General features: G+C 47.5%; 10 protein-coding genes. 6 read left to right on the forward strand and 4 right to left on the reverse strand.

Annotated elements, in window-relative coordinates:
- The first annotated feature begins 20 nt into the window (after positions 1–20).
- The 6 genes from A8708_RS28470 to A8708_RS28495 all read left to right on the forward strand — a co-directional run bounded on the left by A8708_RS28470 (position 21) and on the right by A8708_RS28495 (position 8,075).
- Positions 21–3,284, forward strand: coding sequence for an FG-GAP repeat domain-containing protein (locus tag A8708_RS28470; protein ID WP_239696882.1), 3,264 nt, complete (start codon positions 21–23; stop codon positions 3,282–3,284).
- Between the two features lie 47 nt (positions 3,285–3,331).
- Positions 3,332–3,583: an acyl carrier protein gene (locus A8708_RS28475; RefSeq protein WP_068669378.1), complete on the forward strand. Its 252-nt coding sequence runs from the start codon at positions 3,332–3,334 to the stop codon at positions 3,581–3,583.
- 7 nt (positions 3,584–3,590) lie between these two features.
- Positions 3,591–4,790 carry a class-II aminoacyl-tRNA synthetase family protein gene (locus tag A8708_RS28480; RefSeq protein WP_068669380.1) on the forward strand — a complete coding sequence of 400 codons (1,200 nt, stop codon included), beginning with the start codon at positions 3,591–3,593 and terminating at the stop codon, positions 4,788–4,790.
- A 90-nt stretch (positions 4,791–4,880) separates the two neighbouring features.
- Positions 4,881–5,798: a hypothetical protein gene (locus A8708_RS28485; RefSeq protein WP_068669382.1), complete on the forward strand. Its 918-nt coding sequence runs from the start codon at positions 4,881–4,883 to the stop codon at positions 5,796–5,798.
- Positions 5,799–5,899: 101 nt separating this feature from the next.
- On the forward strand, positions 5,900–7,054 hold the full coding sequence (locus tag A8708_RS28490; protein ID WP_068669384.1) for an MBOAT family O-acyltransferase: 1,155 nt from the start codon (positions 5,900–5,902) through the stop codon (positions 7,052–7,054).
- Between the two features lie 52 nt (positions 7,055–7,106).
- Positions 7,107–8,075: a sugar phosphate isomerase/epimerase family protein gene (locus A8708_RS28495; RefSeq protein ID WP_068669386.1), complete on the forward strand. Its 969-nt coding sequence runs from the start codon at positions 7,107–7,109 to the stop codon at positions 8,073–8,075.
- An 83-nt stretch (positions 8,076–8,158) separates the two neighbouring features.
- Here A8708_RS28495 and A8708_RS28500 read toward each other — a convergent pair whose 3' ends face one another.
- From A8708_RS28500 to uvrB, 4 genes are all read right to left on the reverse strand, one after another.
- Entirely contained in the window at positions 8,159–8,362 is a 204-nt protein-coding gene (locus A8708_RS28500) for a hypothetical protein (RefSeq protein WP_068669388.1), read from the reverse strand.
- 294 nt (positions 8,363–8,656) lie between these two features.
- Positions 8,657–8,806 (reverse strand): hypothetical protein, encoded by a 150-nt coding sequence (locus A8708_RS35655; protein WP_157265097.1) that lies wholly within the window; start codon positions 8,804–8,806, stop codon positions 8,657–8,659.
- Positions 8,807–9,067: 261 nt separating this feature from the next.
- The gene (gene uvrA / locus A8708_RS28505) at positions 9,068–11,950 is read right to left on the reverse strand and encodes an excinuclease ABC subunit UvrA (RefSeq protein ID WP_068669390.1); all 2,883 of its coding nucleotides are present in this window, start codon (positions 11,948–11,950) and stop codon (positions 9,068–9,070) included.
- Positions 11,951–11,991: 41 nt separating this feature from the next.
- Positions 11,992–13,989, reverse strand: coding sequence for an excinuclease ABC subunit UvrB (gene uvrB / locus A8708_RS28510; RefSeq protein WP_068669392.1), 1,998 nt, complete (start codon positions 13,987–13,989; stop codon positions 11,992–11,994).
- Between the last annotated feature and the right edge of the window lie 130 nt (positions 13,990–14,119).

Consider the following 14,119-nt stretch of genomic DNA (forward strand, 5'->3'; position numbering starts at 1 on the left):
CTAGCAATCGAGGGATCCCTTTGAATTTGTCGAAAATTCGTGTAACCCAACTACTAATCGGGTTAATCCTTGGCTTCTTAGTCATCGTGCTAATCCTTCTATTTTTGCCAAAAGTCGAGGAAACTAAGCTTCTATACGCAACGAACGGGGATGCTTACGATACCGCTGCTTATAGTAATTTTGATCAGACCTTGCAAGTAGGTGTTCAGATTGATAGAGAAAGCTTAAGCTCTATGTCGGTCCGCCAGCTAGGCTCCTATGATGCACTATATTTGGATCCAGGGCTAGCCCAAGATGCGGCATGGTCCCAACAAGTGAATAAGCTAATTACATTCGTGAAGCAGGGCGGACATTTATTGTTGGAAAATGAGTTTGCCGAACGGTTTCCGCTAGATTTCCTCGGTGCTGCTGGGCTTGTTGATTTGAAAAAGATGCCGTCGAGCAAATTCGGCTCACTGTTGTTATCAGGCGATTCGCTGACTCTCAGCTATCCGCAGGTACCTGTTAATTTACAGGGCATTCAACAAACGTTTCAATTATTTACAACCAATTATCTTAAACATAACACGATGGAAGATATGCCCGGGTTTCAACTGGGGTATGGCTTCAGTCCTTCCACTGGACAAACGATTGTAAGCATGGCTAACCCTTCTGATTTGAATAAGCCTATCTCTCTGGTCATGCAAAATCGCATCGGCAAAGGTGCCGTGCTCATCAGCAGTAATTTCCTGCCGAATCGTTACTTCCCTACCGGCTTCGATATGAAGAGTGGTTTTGATCCAAAATTAGGCTTTGCTCAACTTGCAGAGAAATACCAAGCGGCAAGCAAACCCACACCCGGAACGACTTACTTCAATAAAAGAGCGTTGCCGATCGAGCCGTATTTTAACTTCGCTTGGGCGGCGGCTAACATGCAGTATCGCAGTGAGCTGCTCGCTTATGTCTCGAAAGAAACACTGGGTTATAGCGTGAAAAAGAGTTTGGGCCCTTATGGACGGCCAGCAATGGCGTTCCAGAACCATTTCGAGGCGATGCCGTCAATCGGGCAAAAGGACGGCATCGCTTGGGCGGAGAAGCTGAAGGAGTATAACGAGGTTCCCTCGTTTACACTCGTGCGCAGCGCCTTCTACTGGGGTGAATGGCGCGAGAGCGTGACGGTGCAGCTCAACACGGGAACGAACGCGAAGCCGTCGTTCGTCGGGGAGCTGCCTGGCTCCGGCTACGCGAGCGGCTTGCATGTGATGGCTGCCGGCATTCCTCTGCGGCAAGCCACGTACGGGCCGTATCGCGATCTGGCGAGCGCGATTGAACTGCCCTACCGCGCGTACCCAGCCGCGGCGGATCTGAACGGCGACGGCCGCATGGACTTCGTCGTCGGCAGCGCAGATGGATTCGTGTATGTCTACACGAATCAAGGTCGAGATGAGGCGGCTTACGTCAGCGAGCCGCCTCCGAAGGGCATGGCGCTGCCCGACACGTTCGGCGCGCCAGTGAAGTTGCTGCTGGAGAGCGGCGCGCCGCTCCAGCTCAGCCCTTACAGTGCCGTTCACGCCGCCGACGTGAACGGGGATGGCCGCACGGACCTCGTCGTCTCGGACGAGTCCGGCGGGGTGTGGCTCCTGCCGCAGCTCGCGAGCGGCAGGTTCGGCAAGCCCGCGGCAATGCTCGCGGGCGGTACCCCGCTGCAGCTGCCCGGAGGGCCTGCAGCGCCGGCCGTCGCCGACGTGAACGGCGACGGCAAGCTCGACCTCGTCCTAGGCGCAGCCGATGGACGAGTGTGGCTGTATCAGGGCCGCAGCGAAGCGGCCCTGGATCTGAACGGAGGCAGCGCGATCATCACGCTGCCGAACAAGGCCACGCACGCCGCGCCAGCGGTGCGTGATATGAATCAAGACGGCCGACTAGATCTCGTGGTCGGCAGCAGCGATGGGGACCTCCAAGTGTTCACCCAAGAAACCGGTGGCGCTTGGGCAGATTCGGGCCCCCTCGAAGGGACAACCTTAAACCAAGTCGGCAACCATGCTTTGGTTGCTGGACATTATTCCGTCCCGCTTTGGCTGGACCTCAACCATGATGGCACTGACGATCTTATTGTGGGCGGTATCGAATTCGGATCTCCTGTGTCGATCGATAACCCGCACTTTCCTTATAAATCGGAATTAAATGAATTTATTGCGTATGCCAAAGACCAGCATTTAGAACTAAATCCGCATACATTTGTGCATAATTTTAAGAGTACTGATGACGAGAGAATTGAGTTCAACCTGCATCAACAGGCCTTCGATAAGCTTGGTATTCCATGGTTACATCCTGGAACGAACCAGCACACCTGGCGCATTAATAACGAAGATCACGATCAGACCCTGCTTACCGAGAAAGCCCAAGGCATGTGGTACAACTTCGGATTCTTACCATCGGAGTCACCTGTGCTCGCTCGTCCAGAATCGATCTGGTCGCTTCCCTTCCTATTGCAAGACCAACAAGGAAAGACCGATGCGACGATGCTCATTCATGCGCCTACGCCCGTCCTACGGCCTGCTGGCGATTATGCGAACACGGATGTGTTCGAATCTATGGTTAAGCTCGATATGCCGATTGATTATTTCGAACATATTGAATACCATTTTCCTGAGCCTCAGAAAATTGCTAATTTAACGGAATTCGCCGAATACTTTGACAAGCTTCGCACGAAGCATGATTATAACTTTATGTCCGAAACACAGATGGCCAAATCGTTCTTAACCGCTATGCAAAGCGATGTGAAAATCAGCCAATCCTGGGGTTCCTACCTTTGGGACAGACTGAAAGATCAACTAAGTGGCGGCAGTCCGCATTTCCATGCTACGCTGTCGGTTGATTCATCTGGTGTATCTAGTTTATCCGAGGAGTATACGAACACCTTAGGGGTCATCATCGAGAAGGGTGATAAACTAGCCCTCTATTCCCTGAAAAGTGATTCCAACATCTACACGACGATTGAAAACAAGTTATACCTTGGATTAGCTTCACATACCAAGATTCGAGTTGGTCCATCTCCACAAGAGTTCCATGTTGTCCGTTCAAATGTTCCTTTGACCCTTACAAGTGAAGGTAGTACGCATCAGTTGAAGCTTGAATCAGCAGGTATGCAGCAAATTAAATTCTTTAGTCCTACGGAGCTCAAGTTCAGTACTTCTGATGGTACGAAAGTTGTTTATGATGCAGCTACGATGACTTACACACTGACTCGATACGGGGACGTGACCACACTTACTTTTACCGGCCCTGTCGCGAATGCGCAGTAACCCTATTACATTACCCAAAACTTTCTTTGAACCAGGAGGCTTTCCCCATGTCTAATTTGTTAGATGAGCTTGAACAGCATATTCGGGAACGTTACGAAATTGCCGAGGACGATGATGATTTCGATGTTGATGTACATCTGTTCGATTATGGGTTTATTGATTCCGTTGGGGCGACTGCACTCATCGCTCACATTGAGAAAACGTACAACCTGCAAGTAACGAACCAAGATTTGATGCTCTATCCGATGAACACGGTGAATGAAATTGCCGAATTTATTTCCAAGAAGACAGCGAGGTAATGGACGCATGACGACAGTTAAAATATCTTTGGCCGGTCTGGCGGAAAGCCAGCACGGACAAGTCAAATATGCTTCTGCTTTTGCTGATGAGCATATCCAAGAAATCCTTTTGATCGATGGGCACATCATCATCACCCACAACTCGCCGAATGGCGATGAGGGGATTACTGCGCGGGTTGAACGCTTGATTGAGCGCTTCTCCCATGGTGACTTCGGCTTCAAAGAAAATATCTTGTTCGAAAATAAAGTGAACACGCCGTATGAAGGCGATATTATTGCCGAGCTCGCTGAGCGCAAAGCGATTAAAGTGTTAGAACCAGGTCTCTTCATCTTCCGTGAGCCTTTCTCCAGCTTGATGCGTTTCCTTGATTATTCGTTCGTCAGCAAAATCGCGCGACGATTCGAAGGTGTTCAAGAAGAACAATATCCTGCGGTTATCAACAGCCATACGTTGAACAAAACGAATCATTTCACTTCGTTCCCAGAGCACATTCATTTCGTGACGCATTTGCGCGAAGATCTCGATGTCATCGAGGCGTTCTCACAAACGATTCGCGAAGCAGGAGGCTGGGATCAAGAAAAGCCCTTGGCATTGGATAATAACATGGTGAAGCCTAACTTCATGATGAACCCTTCAACGTGCTACCACTGCTACGAAGGTCTTGAGAATGAGACTTTGGAAGGCGACGGCATTGTCGTGACCGCGATTGCGAAATGTCATCGTTTCGAGTCCAAGAACCATTCCGACTTCGGTCGTTTACTCGACTTCTCGATGCGTGAAATTATTTTTGTCGGCAAGCCTGACTTTGTCAAAGAAAACCGCTTGAAATCGATCGAATACTTGAAAGAGTTGGCGGTTGAGTGGGAAGTAGACAGCTTGCTGGAGATTGCGAACGATCCGTTCTTCACGAATGATTTCCAAGTGAAAGCATCTTTCCAGCGCAACCAGGAGATGAAGTACGAGCTTCGCTTGAACATTCCGCATGTGAAGAAATCGATCGCATGTTCTTCCGTCAATTTCCATAGCAACACGTTCGGTAATGCGTTTAATATTAAAATGGGCAAACGTAACGCCGTCACAGGCTGCGTAGGCTTCGGTATCGAACGCTGGGCTTTCGCCTTCCTCGCACAGTACGGTCTGGACGAGGGGCAATGGCCTGCCACATTCCGTGAACAGTACCACGCTTGGCAAGAGAAGGCTTTGTAATTCTTATTTCAATTTCCCAGGGTGCTCGTCTCCTACGAACGAGTCCTTGGGTTTTCCTTTTAACCACTACGAAGATAATGAGTGATTCTATTGAAAGCAACCGCTGCCTTTCTCAAAAAAAATAGCTTTGCGCTCGGCCTATTGTTCGCCATCGTCGTCTCCGACCTGCTCATCTCCTGGTGGAACCCGATGGCGTCTTCACGCCGTTTTTACAAAAACGACTTCACCAAAACGCTCTACCACCATAGCTGGTCCCATACGGGTCCGGTTTTCTTCGGTAATTCGGCTGTTACGGGTGCTTATATCGAGGAGAAGTCTGACGCTCATTTGGTTGAGATGGGGCTCTCCTACGGGAAACTCACGGATCTAAAGGGCATCCTGAAGGACAACCTGTACCAAGTACAGGAAGAGCTTGTGATAGGAATCGACGTGCATACGATGCTAGACCCACTCGAAACGGATCCCACATATCAGTGGTTTAAACCTTGGTACCAACCTTATGTGTATACGTACCGTGATTACTTCCGCGATTCCGGTGTAGAGTTTGCTCGCAATTTAAGCAAAGGCAGCCTGGCCTTTGAGCCACGCTGGATCGATAAGGAACTGTACCCAGGCCGCAAGGATGATGCTGCATTAAAGCTCAAGTGGGACGACTACGACAAGCGTTTCGGCGCTATGACCCTGAAAGATTTTCAAGACAATCTGGATGCCTTACAGTGGGTGATCCAGTATGCCGATGAGCATGAGCTCGCACTGCGTGTCATCTGGATGCCGTGGAACAAAGGCTATGCCGATCCGCCTTATGTAGCGTCATTGAAAGAAGCGGTCAATACGCAGCTTAAGGCTGCGAATGTGCCAACACTTGATCTGATGCACACGTACGATCCGCGTTATTTCCACGACCTCGTTCACTTGAACCGCGAAGATGGCGCACCGCTATTTACGAAGGAGGTTGACACATGGTTAAATTCCTTAGGAAAACCGGCGAAATCCTCATCTACCTCGTGATGCTTTACTTAGTTTTCATTTATTTTACAGGCAAGGGATTGTTCATTTACGAAAAGTTCTAAGATCTTGATTTAGCAAGCGAGAAGAGGAGTTCTTAAGCCATGTTTTATATGCACATGAACGCGATGGTCGCGATGAGTGGCATGATTGCCGTTCTGATGCTCACCCGCAAGTGGGCGGATAATAAGCGGATTTTGATGATCATATTCAGTCTGTGCTTCCTCCTGTTGTTCAGTAAGAAACTGGTCGTTTTCTATGCGGCTTTTACGATAATTAATTATTTCGGGTTTGTGTATCTGTGCCGGACGACGCTGTGGCGGAAAGCGACCTTTATTTTCGGCATCGCCGCGAATATCGTAGGTGTCTTTCTCGGTGTTCGCTTTTTCGTCATGGGAGTGTTCACCTCCCCGCTGTTCGACGCCATCATTTATCTCGGACTTATTTACAACGTTCTGAAAGTCATTGATTCGTATTATTTCGCTTATTTCTTTGGAAAAGATGGCGAAGTGCCGGCAATTGATTATGCCAACTATCTGTTGTTCATTCCGACTTTCACTTCCGGGCCTATTCTGAAATTCCGGGATTTCATGGCCGATAGTAAAAAGCCCTACACCGTAGACGCTAGACTTTTCGAAGACAGTGTGAAGCGTATTATTCTAGGTTTATTTAAAAAGATTGTCGTCGTCACTTGGATGACTGGGGTATTCGACAGTGTGCTGAAGCATGAGCTTCATACTTGGGAATCTTTATTTCTATTAATTTGGTTCTATGCGCTCATTTATTTCGATTTCTCCGGCTATTCCGATATGGCCATTGGCTTTGGCCGATTAATGGGGTACACGATGCCTGAGAACTTCAAAAAACCGCTCTTCTCACCTTCCATGACGCAGTTTTGGCGGAACTGGCATGCGACGCTGGGGGATTTCTTCCGGGATCACATCTTCATGTTCTTCTCGCGTAAAACGCCCTCCACTGCGCTTACTGCCAGCCTATCCATCCTGATCATGGTACTGATGGGCCTGTGGCATGGTTTTACGTGGTTGTACTTCCTCTATGGGCTGTACCATGGCATCATTATCGCCATCGAGAATATTTTCAAGCTCACGACCGTGAATAAGAAAAAGGTAACCAAAGCATACTTCTACTTCCGCTGCTTCGTTACGCAAACACTCGTTACGTTCTCGGTTATTATTTATAGTTCGAATTATGATACGGTGCTTCGAATCTATAAAGGCTTGCTTCATTTTACTGGATGATAGTGGTATAATTTGAACTGATTTGTTTTAACAATTATGGAGGTGTAATCGAATGAAGTTAGGCGTTTTTATGGTTCTTTTCGGTGGAAAACCTTTCGAGGAAGCACTGGATTATATTGCTGCGAAAGGCTTGGACGCTGTTGAGATTGGTACTGGTGGATACCCAGGTACTGCGCATTGCAACCCAGCGGAATTACTTGCTGATGCAGGGAAACTTAAAGCTTTTAAACATGCGGTAGAGTCCCGCGGTTTGACAATTAGCGCACTTAGCGCTCACGGTAACCCTCTTCACCCGCAAAAACACATCGCGAAAGAGTTTCACGATGCTATTATACAAACGATTGAATTGGCTGAACGCCTTGAAGTTCCCGTTGTTAACACATTCTCTGGCTGCCCTGGTGACCATGAGGATGCCAAATATCCGAACTGGCCAGTAGCTCCTTGGCCGAATGATTTCCAAGAGATCTTGGATTGGCAATGGACGAATAAAGTCATTCCTTACTGGAAAGAAACCGGTAAATTTGCAGCTGATCGCAATATCAAAATCGGTTTAGAATTGCACGGCGGATTCTCCGTACATACTCCAGCAACGCTTCTTCGCCTTCGTGAAGCTGCAGGCGAGGCCATCGGTGCCAACCTAGATCCAAGTCACATGTGGTGGCAAGGAATTGACCCTGTTCAAGCAGTTCAAATCCTTGGACGCGCGAACGCAATCCATCACTTCCATGCGAAGGATACCTCGCATGACTACAACAACACGAACCGTCATGGTGTCACGGATATGCAGTCTTACACGAACATGTTGGATCGCGCTTGGCAGTTCCGCTCCGTTGGCTTTGGTCACGACATGAAAGTATGGGCAGACATCATTTCCGCATTGCGTCTGGTTGGTTATGACTATGTCGTTAGTATCGAGCATGAAGACGGCTTGATGTCCGTTGACGAAGGCTTCTCCAAAGCTGTACAAAACCTACAACAAGTACTCATCAAGGAACCACTTGGTGAAATGTGGTGGGTGTAATTCCATAGTAGGTACACAAAAAGCCCACAGGCTCGAGATCATCCGATCTACAGTCCTGAGGGCTTTTGTTTTACTTGTATGTACTACCAGCCTTTGATCATGATAACATCCATGAAAAGAAATACGAGTAGAGATACAGTTCCAAATCCTAGTGCAAACAGATTTCTTTTAGGGTTAATTAATTGTCTGATCACCGCAATGGCAATAATCACTGTGAAGATCAACACATAGATGTCAAAGCTAGTATACGTACTTGTTGATGCTTCAGCTGCTTCTGCTAATAACATGGTGAAACCTCCTTATAGTAACTCGGTGCAAGGCACACGTCCTGCTATTTTAATACTATGTTAGCTCGATTGGACACGAGATGCAAGTGGTTGCATCGATGTGTAACAAGTTTGTCACCTTTTGTTTGGGATTAGGCCTATTTGACAGGGATGCATAGGCGGAATTCTCTCATATCCCATGTACTGTATAAAATGTCCATCCATACGACTAATTATTACTCTCTGCAAGAACAACAAAAACCCGTACAGTAAGTGAACTGTACAGGCTTGTTCCATTGCGATTTGGCACCATTCTTACACAGCTAATACATCTCGGTGTTCCTCATCTTCTGGAAGTTCAGTCAGCCTCGTGTAGGTTAGCTCTTTTTCTTGCCAGGCTAGAAATCGGAAAGGATCAATTCCTAAAGCAGATACAATTTCCTGAAGCTCTAACGTCGGTTTCATTATTAGCCTCCACAACATGAATTAGATTAGAACTGCTATATCTCTCAATCATCAAGTTAACGGTTAGGGAGAGGGAGATGTTCACTGTTACTTACTATTATTATAGGCCTACTTCTATCCCGATTGATAGAGGGTTAAATTGTCGAAGCCTGTATCATTCTATTAAGTCTTAGCAAACTTTTCGGTATTTTTGTCACTTGCATAATAAAAAAGCTTGGAATTGGCAAATGAAATGCCAAATTCCAAGCTTTTTGTTCGCTTTTAACTAACTGATCCTTCTAGGACCTCCATACGCTTCGCATAGTCTTCCGAGCGCACGCGATCCCTCTCAAGGATCGGCTTCAAATATTGGCCGGTATATGACCCGGCCACCTTAACGACATCCTCTGGCGTACCTGCCGCCACGATCAAGCCCCCGCGGTTACCACCTTCGGGTCCTAGATCGATGAGGTGGTCCGCCGTCTTAATGACATCGAGGTTATGCTCGATGACCAGAACGGTCTCACCGCTCTCTACGAGGCGGTGAAGGACCTTCAGGAGACGATCGATATCATGGATGTGGAGCCCCGTCGTGGGCTCATCCAGAATATAGATCGTCTTGCCCGTACTGCGGCGGTACAACTCCGCCGCGAGCTTCACGCGCTGAGCTTCGCCGCCTGACAGCGTAGTTGCTGGCTGGCCGAGGGTCATGTAGCCCAGGCCGACATCCAGAAGTGTATTCAGCTTGCGATGAATGCGCGGCAAGTTCTTAAAGAACTCGCAGCCGTCCTCAATCGTCATCTCCAACACTTCCGAAATGCTCTTGCCCTTATACTTCACTTCCATCGTCTCGCGGTTGTAGCGTTTGCCCTTGCAAATCTCGCAAGGTACGTAAACGTCTGGCAAGAAATGCATCTCGATCTTGATGATGCCATCTCCTCGACAAGCTTCACAACGGCCGCCCTTCACGTTAAAACTAAAGCGTCCCTTTTTATAGCCACGTACCTTCGCTTCGTTCGTATTCGCGTATACATCACGGATATCATCAAACACGCCTGTGTAAGTCGCAGGATTGGAGCGCGGTGTGCGTCCAATTGGCGACTGATCAATATCAATAACTTTATCAACATGCTCTAATCCGACAATTTCTTTATGTTCACCAGGGCGAACTTTAGCACCATTCAAATCACGAGATAACGTCTTAAACAAAATTTCGTTGATTAACGTACTCTTGCCTGATCCGGATACACCCGTCACACATGTGAAAACGCCCAAAGGAACTTTTGCCGACACATTTCGCAAATTATTTTCTTTGGCACCTTTCACTTCGATCCACTTGCCATTCGGCTTACGTCGAACAGCAGGAATCGGAATGAACCGTTTGCCGCTCAAATATTGTCCTGTTAGGGAGTTATCGTCCTTCATCAGCTCTGTTGGCGTACCTTGAGCAATTACCTGCCCGCCATGGATACCAGCCCCAGGACCAATATCAATGATGTAATCGGCTGCCATCATCGTGTCTTCATCATGTTCAACGACAATTAACGTATTTCCCAGATCACGCATATGCTCAAGCGTCTGTATCAATCGCGTATTATCTCGTTGATGCAGTCCGATACTTGGCTCATCTAGAATGTACAGCACGCCCATCAAGCTTGAGCCAATTTGTGTGGCTAAGCGAATCCGTTGTGCCTCTCCACCCGACAAAGTGCCTGCGGCGCGATGCATCGTCAAATAATCAAGACCAACGTTGACAAGGAAGCCTAAACGAGCTCTAATTTCCTTCAGGATCAAATTGGAAATCGTCAGCTCACGTTCATTTAATTGCAAGCCTTTAAACCATTCCTCCGCATCTCCAATGGAAAGGGAAGTAGCGTGGGCAATATTCTTGCCATTAATCGTTACAGCAAGTGTTTCAGGCTTCAAGCGCTGTCCCTTACATTTGGGACAAGGTTTGGTGCTCATATAGGTCTGAATATGCTCACGAATGCCCTCAGAGAACGTATCTTTGAATCGGCGTTCCAAGTTCCGAATAATCCCTTCAAAGGGAACTAACGCTTCCTTGGAAGCTCCCATATCATTCTCATAGCGGAATCGGATCTTCTCGCCGCCTGTTCCATAGAGGATCACCTTCAACTGATCGGCGCTAATCTCCGACACAGGGACATTGCGTGGAATCCCATAGTGCTCACAGACAGCAGCAAGAAACTGCGGATAATAATTGGACGTGCTTCCTGCCCACGCTTCAAATGCGCCTTCTTCAATTGTTAGCTTTCTATCTGGAACAAGCAGATCTGGATCCACGATCATCTGACTGCCTAAGCCATCACAATCTGGACAAGCTCCGAAAGGGCTATTGAAAGAAAACATTCTCGGCGCCAACTCTTCAACGCTGAATCCGCACTCTGGACATGCTAAATTCTGGCTGAACAGAAGTTCTTCCTTCTCCATGACATCAACGATGACACGACCATTCGCCAATTTAAGCGCAGTTTCCAAGGAATCTGCCAAACGTGTAGAGACATCATCTTTGACCACGATACGGTCAACAACTACATCAATGGTGTGCTTTTTATTTTTGTCGAGCTCAATTTTCTCGGAAAGGTCTAGGGTTTCCCCGTTGACGCGAACCCGCACAAATCCTTGCTTCTGAACATCCACAAATAACTTCGTATGCTCACCTTTGCGCCCCGAAACAAGCGGTGCTAGAATTTGAATCTTCGTGCGCTCTGGATACTCCATAATCCGGTCTACCATCTGTTCCACGGTTTGCGAAGTAATCTCGATACCATGGGTAGGACAATGAGGCCGCCCAATGCGAGCAAAAAGCAGCCTTAAATAATCGTATATTTCCGTTACCGTTCCAACTGTGGAACGCGGATTACGGCTCGTGGTTTTCTGGTCAATGGATATAGCCGGTGACAAACCATCAATGGAATCGACATCTGGTTTATCCATATTCCCAAGAAACTGACGTGCGTAGGCAGACAGTGACTCTACGTATCTCCGCTGTCCTTCTGCATAAATCGTATCAAAGGCCAGTGATGATTTCCCCGATCCACTCAAGCCCGTGAGTACGACGAACTTGTCACGTGGAATGGTGACATCAATATTTTTAAGATTGTGAGCTCTAGCTCCTTTAATAACGATCTGATCTCTAGACACAGATAACCTTCCTCTCCTATGTGAAGCCGAAACCCTCTTACTTAGGCGTCAGCTTTCATTTCCATAATCGCGTCACGCAGCTGGGCTGCACGTTCGAACTGTAGATTCTTCGCCGCTTCTTTCATCTCAACTTCTAAGCGCTCAATAAGGGACGCACGATCTTTCTTCGACATCTTGGCGCCCTTCACATCTGCCAGATAGTCGGACTTCTGCTCGGCAACCTTCGTTGCTTCAATCACATCGCGAATTTTCTTGGCAATCGTCTGAGGTGTGATACCCAATCTCTCATTGTTAGCTTCCTGTAGGGCGCGGCGTCGATTGGTCTCCGAGATCGCTTTCTCCATGGAATCGGTGATCTTATCCCCATACATGATGACCCGGCCATCCGAGTTCCGTGCTGCACGGCCAATGGTTTGGATCAATGAACGCTCCGAACGCAGGAACCCTTCCTTATCCGCATCCAGAATAGCAACCAGTGAAACCTCCGGCAAGTCGAGACCCTCTCGAAGGAGGTTGATACCGATTAACACATGGAACGTCCCCAAACGCAAATCACGCAAAATCGACATCCGTTCAAAAGTCTTAATATCCGAATGCAAATAACGTACCTTAATACCAATTTCTTTGAAATAATCCGTTAAATCCTCAGACATCTTCTTCGTTAAGGTGGTCACAAGTACACGCTCGTCTTTACGAACACGGTCTTGAATCTCAGCGATTAGATCATCAATTTGACCTTTGGTTGGTCGAACCTCAATAATTGGATCCAACAATCCTGTTGGACGAATAATTTGTTGAATCATGGTAGGGCAATGTTCTAGCTCATAAGGCCCTGGTGTTGCTGATATATATAAAATCTGACTGACTTTGTCTTCGAATTCCTCGAAACGCAGTGGACGGTTATCCAGTGCGGAAGGCAGGCGGAAACCATGATCAACCAGTACATCTTTCCGTGCTTTATCTCCATTAAACATCGCGCGAATTTGTGGCAACGTCACGTGGGACTCATCCACCATGAACAGCATGTCGTCCGGGAAATAATCCATCAACGTATACGGCGTTGCCCCTCGCTCACGAAATGTCAGTGGCCCTGAGTAATTCTCGATACCTGAGCAGAAGCCCATCTCTTCCATCATTTCCATATCATAGCGCGTACGCTGCTCTAATCGCTGTGCTTCTAGCAGCTTACCTTGCTCCCTCAACTCTGCCAAACGCTCCTCGAGCTCTTGACCAATGTTCACGAGCGCGCGCTTCATCGTATCCTCGCCTGTCACAAAGTGAGACGCCGGAAAAATCGCGATATGATCGCGTTGCCCAATAATTTCACCCGTTAGGACATTAATCTCCGTAATCCGCTCAATCTCATCCCCAAATAGCTCAACACGTACTGCATGCTCACTATGCGAAGCTGGAAAAATCTCCACAACATCTCCACGCACACGAAATGTACCGCGAACAAAGTTCATATCATTACGTTGATACTGAATATCCACGAGACGATGCAAGATCTCCGTCCGAGACTTCTCCATCCCCACCCGCAACGATAACAATAAATTGCCGTATTCGATTGGTGACCCTAAGCCGTAAATACACGACACGCTGGCAACAACAATGACGTCACGGCGTTCGAACAAAGAACTTGTCGCCGAGTGACGAAGTTTATCGATTTCTTCATTGATGCTGGAATCTTTCTCGATGTAAGTGTCGGAGGAGGCGATGTAGGCTTCGGGTTGGTAGTAGTCATAGTAACTAACGAAGTAGGAAACAGCATTATGAGGAAAAAACTCTTTAAATTCACTGCACAACTGCGCAGCTAAAGTTTTATTGTGGGCAATAATCAACGTTGGTCGGTTTAGTTTCGCTATTACTTGTGCAGCCGTGAACGTTTTTCCTGTTCCCGTTGCACCGAGCAGCGTCTGATGCTTGTTGCCGGCTTGTATACTCTGAACGATCTCCTCAATTGCTTGAGGCTGGTCTCCCTGTGGAAGAAAATCGGATACAAGCTCAAATTTCTTAGAGCTCATGACAAGTTCACTCATCCATTATCACCCTCATTGTCGAAATAAATCGAACTTTTATCCTATAAACTTTCCCAATAAACATTCCGATAAAGAAGTTTATGGAACTTATTCGTACATATATGAAGGATTGTTATAACTATCCAACATA

This window comes from Paenibacillus oryzisoli, from assembly GCF_001653565.1.
In the GTDB taxonomy this organism is placed as follows: Bacteria; Bacillota; Bacilli; order Paenibacillales; family NBRC-103111; genus Paenibacillus_E; species Paenibacillus_E oryzisoli.

What these genes read in the sequence shown, in the direction of transcription:
- A8708_RS35655 (WP_157265097.1), bottom strand. Translation starts at nt 8,806, where the DNA reads ATGAAACCGACGTTAGAGCTTCAGGAAATTGTATCTGCTTTAGGAATT.
- A8708_RS28475 (WP_068669378.1), top strand. Translation starts at nt 3,332, where the DNA reads ATGTCTAATTTGTTAGATGAGCTTGAACAGCATATTCGGGAACGTTAC.
- A8708_RS28490 (WP_068669384.1), top strand. Translation starts at nt 5,900, where the DNA reads ATGTTTTATATGCACATGAACGCGATGGTCGCGATGAGTGGCATGATT.
- uvrB (WP_068669392.1), bottom strand. Translation starts at nt 13,989, where the DNA reads ATGAGTGAACTTGTCATGAGCTCTAAGAAATTTGAGCTTGTATCCGAT.
- A8708_RS28495 (WP_068669386.1), top strand. Translation starts at nt 7,107, where the DNA reads ATGAAGTTAGGCGTTTTTATGGTTCTTTTCGGTGGAAAACCTTTCGAG.
- A8708_RS28480 (WP_068669380.1), top strand. Translation starts at nt 3,591, where the DNA reads ATGACGACAGTTAAAATATCTTTGGCCGGTCTGGCGGAAAGCCAGCAC.
- A8708_RS28500 (WP_068669388.1), bottom strand. Translation starts at nt 8,362, where the DNA reads ATGTTATTAGCAGAAGCAGCTGAAGCATCAACAAGTACGTATACTAGC.